Source organism: Longimicrobium sp. (assembly GCF_036399935.1).
In the GTDB taxonomy this organism is placed as follows: Bacteria; Gemmatimonadota; Gemmatimonadetes; order Longimicrobiales; family Longimicrobiaceae; genus Longimicrobium.
The window spans coordinates 293,449-308,910 of sequence record NZ_DASWMD010000021.1 but is presented as its reverse complement, the minus strand read 5'-3'; the positions used below and the strand labels follow the sequence as shown (position 1 = coordinate 308,910).

At 73.0% G+C, this 15,462-nt stretch carries 11 protein-coding genes; 6 read left to right on the top strand and 5 right to left on the bottom strand.

Annotation, left to right across the window (positions count from 1 at the left end; genetic code table 11):
• Positions 1–84: 84 nt before the first annotated feature.
• A complete protein-coding gene (locus VGB24_RS08120) occupies positions 85–2,508 on the top strand; it encodes a TonB family protein (RefSeq protein ID WP_331072440.1) in 2,424 nt (807 codons plus the stop codon).
• Positions 2,509–2,569: 61 nt separating this feature from the next.
• Here the strand turns inward: VGB24_RS08120 and VGB24_RS08115 are convergent, their stop codons facing one another.
• The 3 genes from VGB24_RS08115 to VGB24_RS08105 form a co-directional block, all read right to left on the bottom strand.
• Positions 2,570–3,979: a hypothetical protein gene (locus tag VGB24_RS08115; RefSeq protein ID WP_331072439.1), complete on the bottom strand. Its 1,410-nt coding sequence runs from the start codon at positions 3,977–3,979 to the stop codon at positions 2,570–2,572.
• Positions 3,976–4,653: an ABC transporter ATP-binding protein gene (locus VGB24_RS08110; protein ID WP_331072438.1), complete on the bottom strand. Its 678-nt coding sequence runs from the start codon at positions 4,651–4,653 to the stop codon at positions 3,976–3,978. Before VGB24_RS08110 ends, VGB24_RS08115 begins: the two co-directional genes overlap by 4 nt.
• A 239-nt stretch (positions 4,654–4,892) precedes the next feature.
• Entirely contained in the window at positions 4,893–5,609 is a 717-nt protein-coding gene (locus VGB24_RS08105) for a hypothetical protein (protein ID WP_331072437.1), read from the bottom strand.
• Positions 5,610–5,876: 267 nt separating this feature from the next.
• Between VGB24_RS08105 and VGB24_RS08100 the strand changes: the two genes are divergently transcribed.
• Positions 5,877–8,435, top strand: a complete 2,559-nt coding sequence (locus VGB24_RS08100) for a BTAD domain-containing putative transcriptional regulator (protein WP_331072436.1) — start codon at positions 5,877–5,879, stop codon at positions 8,433–8,435.
• A 714-nt stretch (positions 8,436–9,149) separates the two neighbouring features.
• On the opposite strand, the gene VGB24_RS08095 is transcribed toward VGB24_RS08100, so the two are convergent.
• Both VGB24_RS08095 and VGB24_RS08090 read right to left on the bottom strand, forming a co-directional pair.
• Positions 9,150–10,328 (bottom strand): ABC transporter permease, encoded by a 1,179-nt coding sequence (locus VGB24_RS08095; RefSeq protein WP_331072435.1) that lies wholly within the window; start codon positions 10,326–10,328, stop codon positions 9,150–9,152.
• Positions 10,325–11,131: an ABC transporter permease gene (locus tag VGB24_RS08090; RefSeq protein WP_331072516.1), complete on the bottom strand. Its 807-nt coding sequence runs from the start codon at positions 11,129–11,131 to the stop codon at positions 10,325–10,327. Before VGB24_RS08090 ends, VGB24_RS08095 begins: the two co-directional genes overlap by 4 nt.
• A 341-nt stretch (positions 11,132–11,472) precedes the next feature.
• On the opposite strand from VGB24_RS08090, the gene VGB24_RS08085 reads away from it, so the two are divergent.
• The 4 genes from VGB24_RS08085 to VGB24_RS08070 all read left to right on the top strand — a co-directional run bounded on the left by VGB24_RS08085 (position 11,473) and on the right by VGB24_RS08070 (position 15,452).
• Positions 11,473–11,964 carry a GbsR/MarR family transcriptional regulator gene (locus VGB24_RS08085; RefSeq protein ID WP_331072434.1) on the top strand — a complete coding sequence of 164 codons (492 nt, stop codon included), beginning with the start codon at positions 11,473–11,475 and terminating at the stop codon, positions 11,962–11,964.
• A 62-nt stretch (positions 11,965–12,026) separates the two neighbouring features.
• Positions 12,027–12,680 (top strand): TetR/AcrR family transcriptional regulator, encoded by a 654-nt coding sequence (locus VGB24_RS08080; RefSeq protein WP_331072433.1) that lies wholly within the window; start codon positions 12,027–12,029, stop codon positions 12,678–12,680.
• A gap of 4 nt (positions 12,681–12,684) precedes the next feature.
• Positions 12,685–14,319 (top strand): TolC family protein, encoded by a 1,635-nt coding sequence (locus VGB24_RS08075; protein ID WP_331072432.1) that lies wholly within the window; start codon positions 12,685–12,687, stop codon positions 14,317–14,319.
• Positions 14,319–15,452, top strand: coding sequence for an efflux RND transporter periplasmic adaptor subunit (locus VGB24_RS08070; RefSeq protein ID WP_331072431.1), 1,134 nt, complete (start codon positions 14,319–14,321; stop codon positions 15,450–15,452). Before VGB24_RS08075 ends, VGB24_RS08070 begins: the two co-directional genes overlap by 1 nt.
• The last annotated feature ends 10 nt before the right edge of the window (positions 15,453–15,462 follow it).

Sequence of the window (15,462 nt, the reverse complement as noted above, 5' to 3'; positions counted from 1 at the left end):
TCGTTCACGCCGCCGCAACGCATCGTGGACCGCGCCCAAACGGCGCGCGGCGCGCATCCCCATCCCCTCGTTCGGGCATCCCCCATGTCCAGCTCCGCCGTCCTGTCTCCCGGCCTGGTCGTCGCCGGACGCTACCGCATCGAAGAGACGCTTGCCGGTGAGGGAAGCGCGGCCCTGCTGCGCGCCACCGACACGCGAGCCGAGCGCGGCGTGGTGCTGCGCATGCTGCCGCTGGGCGGCGGGGATGATGGCGAGCGCTGCACGCGGCAGGGCAAGCTGGCGGCGCGGCTGACGCACCCCAACCTGGCTCGCGTGCTGGATTTCGGGACGGACGAGGCGGCAGGCGTGCGGTACGTGGCGGCGGAGTTCGGGGCGGGGGGAACGCTGGCCGCCCTGCTGGCCCAACGCGGCGCGCCGCCGCTGCCCCTGGCGCTGCGGATGCTGCAGGAGGCCGCGGCCGGGCTGGCGGCGGCGCACGCGGCCGGGGCGGTGCACGGCGACCTGCACCCGGGAATGCTGTGGCTTTCGCGCGGGGGCGGAAAGCTGCGCGTGGAGGTGCTGGGGCTGGGGATGGACGCCGCCGGGGCGCCGCCCGCGCGCGCGACTGCCCGCTACTGCTCGCCTGAGCGGCTGCGGCGCGCCCGCGACCTGGCGGTATCCGCCGACGTGTTCAGCCTGGGCGCCATCGCCTACGAGGTGCTGGCCGGGCTGCCCGCCGACTGGATGTCCCTGCTGGTCGCCATGGCCAAGGGTCAGCCTGCCGCGGTGCCGTCGCCCCTCACCCTGAAGCCCGGTCTGCCGCCGGAACTTGCGGAGGCCGTGCTGCGCGCCGTGTCGCCGGCGCCCGGGGACCGCTGGTGCGACGCGGGCGAGTTCGCAGCCGCGCTCGCCGTCCCCGTCGCAGCCCCCGCCGCGCCGACGATCATCCCGCTCGCCATCAACGTGGTCCGGGAGCCCGCGCCCGAGCCTCGCGCCGAGGCCCCGCGATTCATCCCGCTCGCCGTGCCCATCGTGGCGGCTCCGGCGGACGTGCTCCCCGCGCCGGCGGAGATCGTCGCGGCCGCGGAGACGCTGCCTGTCCTGGAGCTCGTGCCGGCCGCTTCTCCGCTGGAGATCGTCCACGCGGATGCTTCGCCGCCGGTGGAGGTCGCTCCAGTTGCGGCTGTTCCTCCCGCCGCCGATGCAGCGCCTGCCGAGCCCGCACCGGCCACAGGCACCGATGGGGGGGCCACGCTCTCGCACGAGGTCACGCTCGCCTCCAGCGACCTCGCCGACAGCCTCTACATCCCGCCGGCCATCGTGCCGGCCGCGCAGGCGCCGGCTCCCGGGCTGATCGCGGACGTCGAGCCCGCCGCTGCGATCGCGGTGCCGCAGCCGGCGATGGAATCCGCGGTTCTGGACGATGATCCGGCTGTGGAATTCGAGCTGACCCTGATCGACGCCGAGGACGAGATCCCGACGCTGCTAGCCGCTGCACCGATCGCGGAGCCCGCGGTTGCGTCCGCCGAGCCGGAGGTCATCGACGAGGACGGGGCGGCGGCGCAGTCGGTTCCTCTCGGCTTTCTTACGGTGCTTCCCGCGTCGGAAGCCGTCGAGCCGAAGAGGGCGGACAGGATTGCTCCGCAGCCGGCGGACCGCGGTGCGCCGAGCGTGCCGGTGACCCCGATCGTGCGGTACGGCCGTCCCAGGCCGAATGCGCAGCCGACGGGCGGGCGCCGCGGGCTGATCGCTGCCGGCGTGGTGCTCGCGGTGCTGGTCGCGGGTGGCGGGCTGGTGGCGAAGACGGCCATGGGCGGATCGTCCACGGATGCCGCCGCGGCGCGTCTCGCCTCTCCCGCGCTGGCGGCTGCTTCGTCGGCCGCGTCCACGGCCGCTCCGTCGACCGACGTCGCCGCGCCGGCCGTTGAGGAACCGAAGCCCACCACCGACCGGACCGCAGCCGCGGCGGACGAGGAGCGGCGCCGCGCAGAGGAGAAGCGGAAGCAGGACCAGCTTCGCCGCGACCAGCAGCGGCGAGCCGATTCCATCCGGGCCGCCCAGCTCGCGTCGGCACGGCAGGCTGCGGCGCAGGCAGCGCCAGCCCCGATTCAGCCCCCCGCCCCGGTGGAGAACCGCCCGGTGCCGCAGGTGGCGGTGGCGCCTCCGCCCGCGGCAGCCGCCCCGGCGCCGTCCGCGCCCGCCCGTCCACGCGTAGACCCGTCGCGCGTGTACCGGGCGGGCGAGTTGGACGAGGCGCCGGCGCTCGCCAACCGCGCCGACTTCGGCCGCGTGGTCGCCCGCAACTACCCGTCGTCTGCATCCGGGGCGGGAAGCGCGGTGGTGCAGTTCGTGGTGCTGCCGAACGGAACGGTGGATCGCTCGTCCATCCGCGTGCTCGAGGTGTCGGACCCGGTCTTCCGCCGTGCCGCCACCGCGGCCGCGGGTGCCGCCCGGTTCACCCCGGCCCGCGTGGATGGGCAGCCCGTCCGGGCCACGGTGTCCATCCCGCTCACCTGGAACCAGAACTAGCGGCCAGGCAGAACGAGATCGCGAACGCCCCGGCCAGGTTACTGGCCGGGGCGTTCGTGCATCAATCGACGTACGTCTCGAAGAACCCCGGCAATCGCCCCAGCGCTTCGCCGCGCAGTTCCACCGTCGCCATCCCCCGCATCTGCACGAACCAGCGGCGGGACGCACGCGCCATGTCGGTCACGTGCACCGCGCCGACGTCCACCGTCACGCGCATCCCCTGCCGCGCATCGCCGAACGCGAACCGGCGGGGAACACGGATCGCACGTCCATCGGCGCGAATGGTCTGCCACTCCGTCACCTGCATCTCGCCGGGGCGATAGACGCCGCGCACGCCGCGGGCGTCCACCAGGTACGCGAACAGCCCTCCGGGCGACGCGGAGCCGCCACGGACCACGCCGTACAGCAGCGACAGGTCCGCGTTGGAGGCCGAGCCCCACTCCCACGAAACGTCGCGCCACACGCCCCAGTTGTGGTCGTGGTACGCCTGCGCGCCGCGCACCGGGCGGCAGGCGGGAAGGCAGACGGTGCCCTTGGCCGTAGCGTAGAGCGCGGGCGTCACGTAGCCGGACACCAGCTCCGCCCCGCCGATGTCCGTGGGCGGAAAGTAGCGGCGCGGGGCGGGGGAGACGCGCAGGTCCACGCGCACCCCTTCCGCATCCGCCACCACGTGGTAGCCGTCGTCCCCCAGGCGCACGAACGCGCGGTCGCCGAAGCGCAGGTCGGGTCCCGTGGTGTCGAAGCGAACCTGCTCGCCGGGGAGGTCGCGGGTCAGCGAGCGGTGGGTGCCGTCCGGCTCGCGAACCGTCAGCAGGATGCGCCCGCCCCAGCGGCCGGGCACGGCCACCTCGCCCGCCACCATCAGCGTCACGTACATCCACCGGGCATCGTCGAGCACCACGTTGAAGTAGTGCCACTCCGCCCAGGTGCTGTCGCGAACGGGCGGAACGTGAAAGCGATCGATCTCCCGGAGCAGCTCGGTCTGTGTCGGGTTCAGCCAGCGGCGGTCGGCGTCCGAGTCTTCCCAGCGGCCGGAGAGCAGCGTGGGCGCGGCCCCGGCGGCCTTCACCCGCGAGGGAATCTCGCCGCCGGCGATGGCGGGGAGGCGCCGGTCGCCCACGAACAGCTCCACCTGCTTGCCGTCCAGGACGGGGCTGGCCGCCGCCACGCCGAACTCCTCGCGCCCACGGGGCGATTCGAAGACGTTGCGGTGAAGGAAGCGCGCGTGGTCGATGCCCAGGAAGAGGGACGACACGCCGCCGGCCTTGAGCATCTCGGCGCTGATCCCCGCGGGCACGACGACCACGTCGCCGCCGCCCACCAGTTCGCGGTCGCGCGCCTGCTCCAGCATCGCCTCACCCACGGCGAGCAGAACCACCATCACCGACACCCCCAGCGCGTAGCCGCCCAGCAGAAAGAGCGCGCGCCCCGGGCGGTTGCGAAGCTCCGCGAGCGCCAGCCGCAGGATCATGAGGGCACTCCTCCCGACACCACCAGGCCGTCCGCCATCTCCACCCGTCGGCGCGCGCGGCCGGCCACGTGGGGATCGTGCGTAACGATGACCAGCGTGGTACCGCCGGCGTTCAGCCGCTCGAACAGGGCGATGATCTCGTCGCCGGTGCGCCGGTCCAGCTCGCCCGTGGGCTCGTCGGCGAAGATCACCTCGGGGCGGTTGGCGAGCGCCCGCGCGATGGCGACCCGCTGCTGCTCGCCGCCGGACAGGTGGGGCGGCCGGTGGCGGATCCGGTGCCCCAGCCCCACGAACTCCAGCAGCTCGCGCGCGCGGTCCCGCCGCTCGCGCCGGGCGATGCCCGCCTCGGCCATCGGCAGCTCCACGTTCTCGGCGGCGGTGAGCACGGAAAGGAGGTGAAAGCGCTGGAAGATGAAGCCCACCTTGCGCAGCCGCAGCGCCGAGCGGCGCCCCTCGTCCAGCGCGTAGACGCTTTCGCCCAGCAGCTCGACGGTGCCGCGGGTGGGCGCCTCGATGCCGGCCAGCACGTTGAGCAATGTGCTCTTGCCGCACCCCGACGACCCGACGACCGCCACGTGCTCGCCGCGAGCCACGGAAAGGTCGACCCCGCGCAGCGCATGGACGGCGTCGCCCTGGTAGGCGAATTCCTTGATGATGCCGCGGGCGGCGATCACGGGGCGAGCCCCTGAAGCCGCGCAATCACTGGAAGTCACAAGAGTCACGGAAAGTACCGGCATCACGGGCGTGTCCCGATGCGTCATCCCGGACCGGGTCGCAAGATCCGGGGCAGGACGTGAGACGCGCCCGGCGCGCGCAGCATCAGCAGCCCAGTGCCGGGCTTGTGTCGGGGTGGGGAAGGAGAAGCGCGGGCTGCCCGCCGCCACGGCGGCGGCGGGCAGCCCGCGGGCCGGGCTTACACAGACGCCGGCACCTGGCCGCTGATGAGCAGCGGGACGAGATCGGTGTTCGGGGGCAGCACGGTTCCCCACGTCGCGTGGCCGTCGCTCCAGCTGGTGCTGATGTCGAACGACACCGTGCGCGTCAGCGCGCCCGAGGCATCCTGCGGCGCGTCCGTGAGGTCGATGAGGATCCCGGCCGAGAACGACTTCTCGATCACGGTGCCCGTGTCTACCGTCTGCGAGGCGAACATCAGGAACACCTTCTCCACGGGCACCATCTCGTCCTCGCTGTTGCCGAACAGCGGGAACACCGCGAGCGGGGCGTAGTTGCCATCGCTCTGCAGCTGCGAGATCCCGCAGCTGAAGGGGCTGCTGGTGGCGTTGACCACGGAGATGGCGTCCTCCGGCCCGCCGTCGGCCACCGTGCCGGTGCCCGTGGGCGAGTCGACGGTGAGTACGTCGCTCAGGCTTGCGGGATAGTCGTTGTCCACCGAGATCTGCGTGTCGAAGTCCACGTCGGTGTTGCGCGACGTGAACACCTTGTAGAACTCCGACCACTGCACCTTGGTGTTCAGGCCGTAGTCGCTGGTGGCGAACCACACCACCGGCTTGCCGCTGGGGGGGCCGCTGACGGCCTTGAAGCCGTACAGCAGGAACCCGTTCTGGTTGAGCATGTCGGCCGTGGCCTGCTGCATGGTGATGACGACCTGGTACTTGCTCGCGTTGGACATGATGTTGCTCCCGTGCAAAGTAAAGAAGTGGTGCAGGCCCCTGAGTGGGCCGGCGGGCGGGTGGGAAAGCGGTCCGGCGGCCGCGCGGCGTCTCCCCTCCCATGCGTATCGAGAAGCGGCGGGTTGCGCTCGTTCTCGATACGCGGTTAACTATGAGCCGGCCCTCTCAACCTGCTGTCCCTTCACTGTGTTATCATCATCCATCCCCTCTCAACGTTTGCCCTCAACCTTCTGGGCGGCGCGGCGCTTTCGGGCCTGAACGGGCCGGTGGACGGCAAGGCGGCGCACAAGCGGCGCATCGCCCTGCTCGCCATTCTCGCCGTCGCCCGGGGGCGCACGGTGGGGCGCGAGCGCATCATCGGGCTGCTCTGGGCCGACCACCGCACCTCCGCCGCGCGCCACCTGCTTTCCGAGTCGCTGTACGTGCTGCGCAAGGAGCTGGGCGCCGACGCCTTCGTGAGCGCGGGGGACGAGGTGGGGCTGAACGGCGCCGTGGTGGGCAGCGACGTCGAGGAGTTCGAGCGCGAGGCGGAGCAGGGCGGGCTGGAGCGGGCGGCGCAGATCTACCGCGGGCCGTTCATGGACGGCTTCTTCGTGTCCGGCGCGGCCGAGTTCGAGCAGTGGGCCGAGGCAGAGCGGGCGCGGCTGGCCCGGGTGCACTCACGCGTGCTGGAGTGCCTGGCCGACGCCTGCGAGAGCGCGGGCCGGCACGGCGAAGCGGCGGAATGGTGGCGGCGCCTTTCCGTGCAGGACCCCTCCAGCACCCGCGTGGGAATGCGCCTGATGACGGCCCTGGAAGCCTCGGGCGAGCGGGCGGCGGCGCTCTGGTTCGCCCTGTCGCACGTGGCCTACCTGCAAGCGGAGCTCGGGGTGGAGCCCCAGGACGAGTTCCTCGACCTGGTGGAGAGGCTGAAGAAGGAGCCCGTGCCCCTGCCCACGCGTACTGGCGCCGTCGCGGCACCCACGCCGCAGGCGCCGGCACAGGTCCCCACGCCCGAGTCCCCTCCACCCGTTCCGGCAGAGAACGAGCAGGACGCCGGACCGGCGGAAGACTCCGTCGCGCCTGCCGCCGAGTCTTTGGGTGGAGGTGAGGAGCGGGCGAATGGCGCCGAGGGGGAGGACGAGGCCAGCGCCGCGCCGCCGCCCGGAGCGGCGGAGCCACGCGGCCAGCCCCAGGACGGACGGCGCCGGCGGCGGACCCTCTGGGTGGGAGCCGCGGCGGGTGTGCTGATGGGATTGGCGCTGGCGGCCGTGCAGCCGGGCGAGGAGGCGCCGCCCGCGCCGGGCAGGTACGATCCGCGGCGGGTCGCCGTGCTGTACTTCGAGGACGACAGCCGCGGGGGCGAGCTCGGCTACCTGGCCGGCGGGCTTACCGAATCGCTGATCCAGACGCTGAGCCAGGTGCCCGCGCTGGAGGTGATCTCGCGCAACGGGGTAAAGCCGTACCGGCAGGGCGCGGTTCCCCTGGCCCGCATCGTGGACGACCTGCAGGCGGGAACGGTGGTGGAGGGAAGCGTACAGCGCTGGGGCGACAGCGTGCGGGTGACGGCGGTGCTGGTGGATGCGGTGACCCAGGCCCGCGTGGAGAGCCGCACCGTGACGCACGCCCTGGGCGACGTGTTCGCCCTGCAGGATGCGCTGGCGGACTCCGTGTCCGTCTTCCTGCGCCGGCGCGTGGGGGCCGAGGTGCGGCTGCGGGGCACGGCGGCCGAAACCCGCAGCGCGGCGGCGTGGCGCTCCGTGCAGCAGGCCCGGCAGATGTACGACGATGCGGTGAGCCTGCAGCATGCCGGCGGCCCCACGGCGCGAGAAAGCGTGCTGCGGCTGCTGGCCGACGCGGACTCGCTCCTTGCCGCGGCCGAGCGGCAGGACCCGCGGTGGACGCGCCCCACGGTGCAGCGCGGGTGGGTCGCGCTGCGACGCGCGCCACTGGTGCGGGAAACGGCGGCCAGCCGTGCCGCCGCGCTCGCCCATGCGGAGCGGGCACTGGCGCGCCGGCCCGCGGACCCCCTTGCCCGCGAGCTGCGCGGCAGCGTCTTCTTCGCCCTGGCCACCAGCGCGGTCGACAGCGCCGGCCAAGCGGCGCGGGTGGTGGCCGCCGAGCGCGACCTGCGCGCCGCGGTGGCCGCCGACCCCGCGCTGGCCAGCGGGTGGAGCCAGCTGAGCCGGGTGGTGCGCTACCAGGGCCGAGCCGACGAGTCGCTCGTCCTGGCGCGCCGCGCCTTTCAGCAGGACGCCTGGCTGGAGGACGCCGACGTCATCCTGGGCCGGCTGTTCTTCGGCGCGATGTTCGCGGCCGACTACCCCCAGGCGCGCGCGTTCTGCGACCAGGGGCACCGGCGCTTTCCCACCAGCTCACGGTTCGTGGAGTGCAGCCTGCTCCTGATGCGTGCCGATCCGGAGCGCGTGGGCGGGCCCGCCGCGGTGCGGGCCCTGCTCGCGGAGCTGGACCGGCTGGAACCCCCCGAGCAGGCGCGGCGCGCCGGCCGCGCGTACGCCCCCGTGTTTCGCCTGGCCGTGGCCGCCGCGGCCCTCGCCCGCGCGGGCCAGGGAGACAGCGCCCGGGCCATGCTGGCCCGGGCGCGGCAGGCGGCGCGGGCCGACCCCGAGATGCGGGTGTCGCTGGCCTACGACGAGGCCATCGCGTACCTGCTGCTGGGGCGGCCCGACACGGCGCGCGCGCTGCTCGAATGGAGCTTTACGCGCCGCCCCGCGCAGCGTGGCTTCGCCGCGCGCGATCCGCTTCTACGGACGCTGGCCGCCAGCCCGCCGGCGGATCGTCGAGGTCGGAGAGCGGCACGGGCTTCGGCCCGTCCGGGGTCATGAACAGCAGGTGCAGCTGCCGATCCGCGGGGTGCCCCTCGATCGAGTCCCAGTCCGAGTCCGGCGTGTGCGCCAGCGCGAACGGAACCTCCTCGAGGAACGCTTCGCCGCCCAGCCGGGGCTCCGGATCGGTATCCCTGGGCACGGACTTGTACCAGTGGTACTCAAGCCTGGCCAGCACGGCCGCCGCTTCCCACAGCGACTTCGACGCGTAGTAGGGGAACACGAACTTTTCCACCGCCGCCTCGCTCCAGAAAACGGCGTCGTACTTCTTCACCAGGTCCATCGCCTGGCCCTCGCAGTCCATGATCACCGCGGTGGGGGCCGGGCGGGGCTCCACGGTGAAGGTATCGATCTCGAACACCGCGCCCTTCGGCGCGTCCTGGTTGTTGCCGGCCTGGATAGACAGGACGCCGCCGCGCACGACGCCGAAAAAGGGCTCCCCGCCGGGCCTGCGCAGGCTGGACGCGGCCTCCGCCAGCTCCCGCAGCTGGTGTGCGTTCAATCGCGGAATGCGGGTGCCGCGCGCCTGGGGACGCGGATTGGCTCGGGTGCCCTTGTGTGGGGTCTTCATCTCTCACCTCGTGTGCGCAGCGGAGTGCGATGCCGCTCGGCGGGCCGGCGGCGGTGTCGGTCCACGTAAGATGGTGAGGCGGCGTCAACCCGGCGTCCCGCCCCTCTCAACCTGTTGCCCTGGCGAAAGATGCGAATCGCGCATTACTCCGCCTCCTCCCGCAGGGCCCGCCCCAGCGGCGTGCGGACGGCGTTCCACCCGGGCAGCAGCCCCGCGACCGCGCCCACGGCGACCACGATGCCCATGGCCAGGGCGACGCGACCGGGCTCCCAGGCAAAGAACGTCATCTTCGCGGGGATGCCGGGAAAGGAAAGGAGGATGCGGTCCAGCCGCCCCGCCATCCACAGCCCCATCGGCAGCCCGGCCAGGCATCCCAGCGCGGACAGCACCAGCCCCTCCGCGACGATCGCCCCCAGCAGCCGCCCGCGCCCCACGCCGATCGCGCGCAGCGTGGCGATCTCCCCGAACCGCTCCCGCACGCCGATGGTGATGATGGTCGACACCAGCAGCGCCGTCACCACCAGCGCCACGCTCCCCAGGATGGTCGCGAGCTGCTGGAAGTAGAGCAGGCGCCGGTCCATCTCGGCCATCAGCTCGCGCGTGGAGTAGGTCGACACCTCCGGCACCGCGGCGGTGATGCGGTCCGCCAGCGCGTCGCCGTCCACCCCCGGCTCCGTGGCCACGCCGAAAAGAGAGACTTCGCCCGCTCGCCCGGTGGCGCGCTGCACGTCGGCGATGGGCATGGCCAGCGAGCGCTGGCCGGCGTAGTCGTACAGGAAGTCCGCCACGCCGCTGACCACGAACGTCCGTGTCTGCCGCGCGCGCCCCAGCGACGCGTCGGGGTCCGTCGCCAGCCGCAGCGTGTCGCCCGGGGATAGCTTCTCGTCCCGCGCCAGCGGCTCGCTCACGATCACCTCGCCGGGCCGCGGCTCGCGCCCGTCCACCACCTGGTACAGGAACTGGGCGGCGGGATCGACCCCGCTGGTGAACAGCGGCTCGCCGGCGCTGTCGCCGCGGGCCAGGTAGAACTGCGCGCCGAGGACCGGCGCCACGGCCTTCACCCCCGGCACCGCCCCGATCCGCCGCCCCACCGCGTCGCCGCCCACGATCCCCGCCTCGCTGTCGAAGGGCAGGCTGCCGCGCGGCGTCACCCGCAGTGCATATCCGCTGACGCCCAGCAGGTCGCCGAACGAACCCGTGAGCCCGGAGGCCAGCATCGTCATGTCCAGCAGCAGCGCGGCGGAAACGGCGATGCCGGCCAGCGCCAGCGCGGTCCTTCCGCCGCGCCGGAACAGCGACCGCAGGAAGGCGGATACGATCACCGCTCCCCCAGCTTCTGCGGCGCCACGCGCACCAGCCGCCACGCCGCGAGCACCCCGGCGATCGTCCCCAGGGCCAGCCCCAGCAGCGCCGCGATCAGCACGATGCGGGGCGTCACCAGCGCGAAGCGTAGCGTGGTGTCGTACACCCGGGCGTAGTGCGCGTTGACGATGCGCGTCACCACCACCCCCAGCCCGGCGCCCGCGACGGACCCCACCACCGCGATCCCGATCGCCTCCAGCACCACCGCGCGGAACACCGTTCCCCGGCTGACCCCGATCAGCCGCAGCGTGCCCATGTCGCGCTTGCGCTCGTCCACGCGGATGACCATCACGCAGAGCAGGAAGATGGCGCTCGCCAGGATGGTGACGATCCCGATGGCGTCGTGAAAGCGCGACACGACGCGAAAGGTGGCGCTCGTTTCCTCCGCCAGCGCCGCGCTGCCGTACGCCCGGGTGCCGAAGGCGACGGACTCGATCCAGCGCGCGGCCGGGTCTGCCCGGGCGCCGGGGGCGAGCACGATGGCGAAGCGGTCCACGCGGTCGTGCGTGGGCAGCAGCGCCTCCAGGTCCGGCAGGTGCAGCCGCACCTCGTAGTCGTTCCGCGCGATGCGGTTGGGGTCTGCCTCGCGCTCGAACACGCCCGCCACCACGAACGGGCGCGGCTGGGCAGAACCCGCCAGCGCACGGACGCGCACGGTGTCGCCCACGGCCAGGGGAATCGCTTCCGCCAGCCGCCGCTCCACCAGCATCCCGGGCGCGGGCTGCACCACGGCGGCCTGCAGCACCGCCGCCATCAGCATCATCGAAATCAAGCTTTGCTCCTGCTTCACCAGTCGAACGGCATCCTTCTGCAAAGCTGGTGCGAGAGCCTGGGTCCGGGGCTTCACCTGCACGTCCACCGTACCTGACGAAGCCACATGATGTCATCCCGATGGAGCGGCCACAGCGTACCTGCCCCTTGGGATGACGTCCAGGCCCAGTCCCGGCCTCGGCTGACGCGCATCCGCCGATGCCGCATGGAGGTGCGAAGGAACGGTTGTTTTCATAACGTTCAGTATTGACTGAACGTATCGAACGCATTAGCTTCTCGGTCCAACGGCGCCAGAGATGGACGCCGCCAGCCCCACAGCAGTAGAGACTCAGGATGCACGAGGCGGTTCAGCAGCTGGTGGAGCGGATGGCGCTCATCTGCGAAAAGGAAGGGATGCCCCGGATCGGCGGGCGCATCCTGGGCTACCTGCTCGCCACCGACCAGACGGTCTCCCTGGACGACCTCGCCGAACGGCTGCAGGCCAGCAAGGCCTCCGTCAGCACCAACGCGCGCATGCTGGAGCAGTTCGGCATGATCCAGCGCGTGAGCGTGATGGGCGACCGCCGCGACTTCTACCGCGTGGAAGACGATCCCTGGGCCCGCATGCTTCGCGTGGCGCAGGGCCGCTGGCGCGACATGGTACACGTGTTCGGCGAGGCCGCCGAGCGCCTTCCCGAGCCCGCCGGCCGCGCCCGGGTGGAATCCGCCCGCCGCTTCCACGAGCTGCTGATCGCCGAGTGCGACGCACTGATCGAGCGGTGGAACCGGCTGGACGGCGCCGCGGACGAGGCGGCCGCGCCGGGGCGGAGGGCTACGGGATCGTAACGATTCCGTGCCAATGTAAGCAACCACTTGCATACACCTATGGCGGCGACTATCTTCGCCCCATGGACGTACGAGAGAAGCTGCTGACGGCGGCACTGAAGGTGTTCGAGGAGGCCGGATCGCGGGGGGCCACCACGCGTCGCATCGCCTCCGAGGCGGGGGTGAACGAGATCACCCTGTTCCGCCACTTCGGAAGCAAGGCCGCGCTGATGAGCGAGGCGCTGGCGTGCGCCTCGGCCGCGCCGGTGGAAAACCGCCTCCCGGCGGAGCCCGTAGATCCCGCGCGCGAGCTGCTGGCCTGGAGCCACGGCGGATACGCCCACCTGCGGCGGAACGCGGCCATGATCCGCACCGCCATGGGCGAGATGGAGCAGGCGCCCGACGCGGCGCGGTGCGTGGCCGCCAACCCGGCGCGGGTGCACGAGCAGCTGAAGGCGTACCTGGCGCGGCTGCAGGAGCGGGGGCTGGCCTCCACCGACTGGGACCCGCACGCCGCCTCGTCGATGCTGATGGGCACGCTGTTCAGCGACGCCATGGGGCGCGACATGATGCCGGAGAAGTACCCGTACTCCGAGGCCGAGGCCCCGGCGCGGTACGTATTGCTCTTTCTGCGGGCCATCGGCGTCGATGCGCCCGCGGCGCACCACCCGGCGGAAGGCTCGCCGCTGCAGGACCCTGAACGTGGTTCCACTCATCAACGCAGACGCGACCCGTAACCATATGCCCAACATTCCCTGGCCCGGCCGCTGGACGCGCCTCGCCGCCCTGGCGGCGGCGCTGGCCTTGGCGGGGCCCGCGCTGGCCCAGCAGCCCGTATCGACCGAGGCGAGCCGGGCCCTGACCCTGGACGAGGCGCTTCGCCTGGCCGAGGACGCCAGCGAAACGGTGCAGGTGGCCCGCGCCGGCCTCACCCGCTCGCGGGGCGAAATGCTCCAGGCGCGCAGCGAGGGGCTTCCCCAGCTCTCGGGATCGCTCTCGTACAGCCGCGCCCTGGCCTCGGAGTTCCAGGGCATCGGCGGCGGCGGCGCCGAGCCCGACACCACCGGGCCCCCGCCCCCGCAGAACTGCGGGCGCTACACGCCCAACCCGGCGCTTCCCATCGGGCAGCGCCTGGACTCGCTGGAGCACGCGGTGAACTGCGCCGCCAACGCCAACCCGTTCGCCGCCTTTGGCGACCTGCCGTTCGGCCGCGAGAACACCTGGCGCATCGGGCTGAACCTGTCGCAGTCCGTGTTCAGCGGCGGACGCATCCAGGCGCAGAACCGCATCGCGCAGGCGGGGCGCACCCGCGCCGAGCTGGAGCTGGCGACGCAAAGGGCGCAGCTGGCCATGGACGTCACCCAGGCCTACTACGATGCCGCGCTGGCCGACCGGCTGGTGGGCATCGCCGAGGCCACGCTGCAGCAGGTGGAAACCACGCTGGAGCAGACGCGGCTGGCCCGGCAGGTGGGCAACCAGCCGGAGTTCGAGCTGCTGCGCGCCCAGGTGACACGCGACAACCAGCTTCCCGTGCTCATCCAGCGCCGCTCCGACCGCGACCTGGCCTACGCGCGGCTGATGCTGCTGCTGGACCTGCCCACGGACGAGCCGGTGTCGCTCACCACTTCGCTGGACGAGACGGTCGCCGTACCCGTCGCCCGGTTCGCCGCCAACGAGGCGCTGCTGGGCGACACCACGGCCGCCAACCGCGCGGCGGTGCAGCAGGCGCAGACGCTGGTCGACGTGCAGCAGTCGGCGCTGCGCATCGCGCGCTCGCAGCGGCTTCCCAACCTGAGCGTCAACTCGCAGTTCGGCCGCGTGGCCTATCCCGAGGGCGCGTTCCCGGGGTGGAACGACTTCCGGTCCAACTGGACGGTCGGCGCCACGCTGGCCATGCCCATCTTCACCGGCGGCCGCATCCGCGGCGACGAGATGGTGGCGCAGGCCAACCTGCTCGAGGCGCAGGCCCGCGTCCGCCAGGCGCACGACGCCGCCCGGCTGGATACGCGCGTGGCCATCGAGCGGCTGGAGTCGGCCCGCGCGCAGTACCAGGCCAGCGCCGGAACGGTGCAGCAGGCGCAGCGGGCCTACCAGATCGCCGAAGTGCGCTTCCGCGAGGGGATCAGCACGCAGGTGGAGCTCTCGGACAGCCGCATCCTGCTTCAGCAGGCGCAGGCCAACCGGGCCGTGGCCGCGCGCGACCTGCAGATCGCGCAGGCGCGTGTAGCGCTCCTTCCCTTCCTCCCCTTCGGCAGTGCGGGGCAGGGGCAGTCGCAGTCGCAATCTCAGCAGCAGAACCAGCAGCAGGCGCCGCGGCAGCAGCCGCGCCAGGCGCCGGCGGACCAGGGACAGGCGTTCACCTCCGGGGGCGAGTGATGGCTATGGGGATCAAGAAGGCGGGCGCGCTGGCGATGCTTGCGCTGGCGCTGGGTGCATGCGGCAGCCCGGGCGAGGCCGCCGAGGGCGAAAAGGCCAAGGCCGCGGACGACGCGGTGGTCCTGGGCCCCGAGGCCGTGTACGTGGTGCAGGCAGAGGAAATTTCCAGCGGGCCCGCCCTGTCGGGAACGCTGAAGGCCGACCGCGAGGCGCAGGTGCGCGCCGAGGTGGGGGGCACCGTGCTTTCCGTGCACGCCGACCAGGGGCAGACGGTCGGCTCGGGGCAGGTGCTGGCGCGCGTGGACGCCGCCGCCCTGCGCGAGCAGTACGTCTCCGCGCAGTCGGCCGTGCGCTCGGCCGAGCAGACGGTGTCCGTCGCGGCCCGGAACGTGGAGCGCAGCCAGACGCTGAACGCGGCCGGCGCCCTGGCCGACCGCGACCTGGAGGCCGCGCGCAACCAGCTGGCCGGGGCGCAGTCGCAGCTGGCCGGCGCCCGCGCGCAGCAGGCCGCGGCCCAGCGGCAGCTTTCGCGCACCAGCGTCCGCTCGCCCATCGCCGGCGTCGTCGCCGCGCGGCCGGTGAACGCCGGAGACGTGATCGCCCCCGGCGCACCGCTGTTCACCGTGGTCGACCCCGGCAGCATGCGGCTGGAAGGCTCCGTGCCCGCGGCGGACCTGGGACAGGTGCGGCAGGGCGCCACGGTGCGCTTCACCGTCACCGGCTACCCGGGGCAAACGTTCACGGGCACGGTGTCGCGCATCAACCCCTCCGCCGACCCCGTCACCCGCCAGGTGCCGGTGTACGTGACCATCCCCAACGGCGGCGGCACCCTGGTCAGCGGGCTGTTCGCCGAGGGCCGGGTGCTGGCGCAGGCGCGGCAGGGGATCGCCGTTCCCGCCTCGGCCGTGGACGAGCGCGGCGTGCAGCCCTCGGTGCTGCGCCTGGCCAACGGCAAGGCCGAGCGGGTGCCGGTGACGCTGGGCGCCCGCAACGCCGAGACCGACCGGGTGGAGATCACCTCCGGCATCGGCGCCGGCGACACGCTGCTGGTGGGCGCGGCGCTGGGCACCACGCCGGGGACGCGCGTGGAGGTCCGCGCCGCGGGCGCCGCCGCGGCACCCGCCGCCCGGTAAAGGAGACCGA

What these genes read in the sequence shown, in the direction of transcription:
- VGB24_RS08070 (WP_331072431.1), top strand. Translation starts at nt 14,319, where the DNA reads ATGGCTATGGGGATCAAGAAGGCGGGCGCGCTGGCGATGCTTGCGCTG.
- VGB24_RS08090 (WP_331072516.1), bottom strand. Translation starts at nt 11,131, where the DNA reads ATGATGCTGATGGCGGCGGTGCTGCAGGCCGCCGTGGTGCAGCCCGCG.
- VGB24_RS08085 (WP_331072434.1), top strand. Translation starts at nt 11,473, where the DNA reads ATGCACGAGGCGGTTCAGCAGCTGGTGGAGCGGATGGCGCTCATCTGC.
- VGB24_RS08075 (WP_331072432.1), top strand. Translation starts at nt 12,685, where the DNA reads ATGCCCAACATTCCCTGGCCCGGCCGCTGGACGCGCCTCGCCGCCCTG.
- VGB24_RS08080 (WP_331072433.1), top strand. Translation starts at nt 12,027, where the DNA reads ATGGACGTACGAGAGAAGCTGCTGACGGCGGCACTGAAGGTGTTCGAG.
- VGB24_RS08120 (WP_331072440.1), top strand. Translation starts at nt 85, where the DNA reads ATGTCCAGCTCCGCCGTCCTGTCTCCCGGCCTGGTCGTCGCCGGACGC.
- VGB24_RS08105 (WP_331072437.1), bottom strand. Translation starts at nt 5,609, where the DNA reads ATGTCCAACGCGAGCAAGTACCAGGTCGTCATCACCATGCAGCAGGCC.
- VGB24_RS08115 (WP_331072439.1), bottom strand. Translation starts at nt 3,979, where the DNA reads ATGATCCTGCGGCTGGCGCTCGCGGAGCTTCGCAACCGCCCGGGGCGC.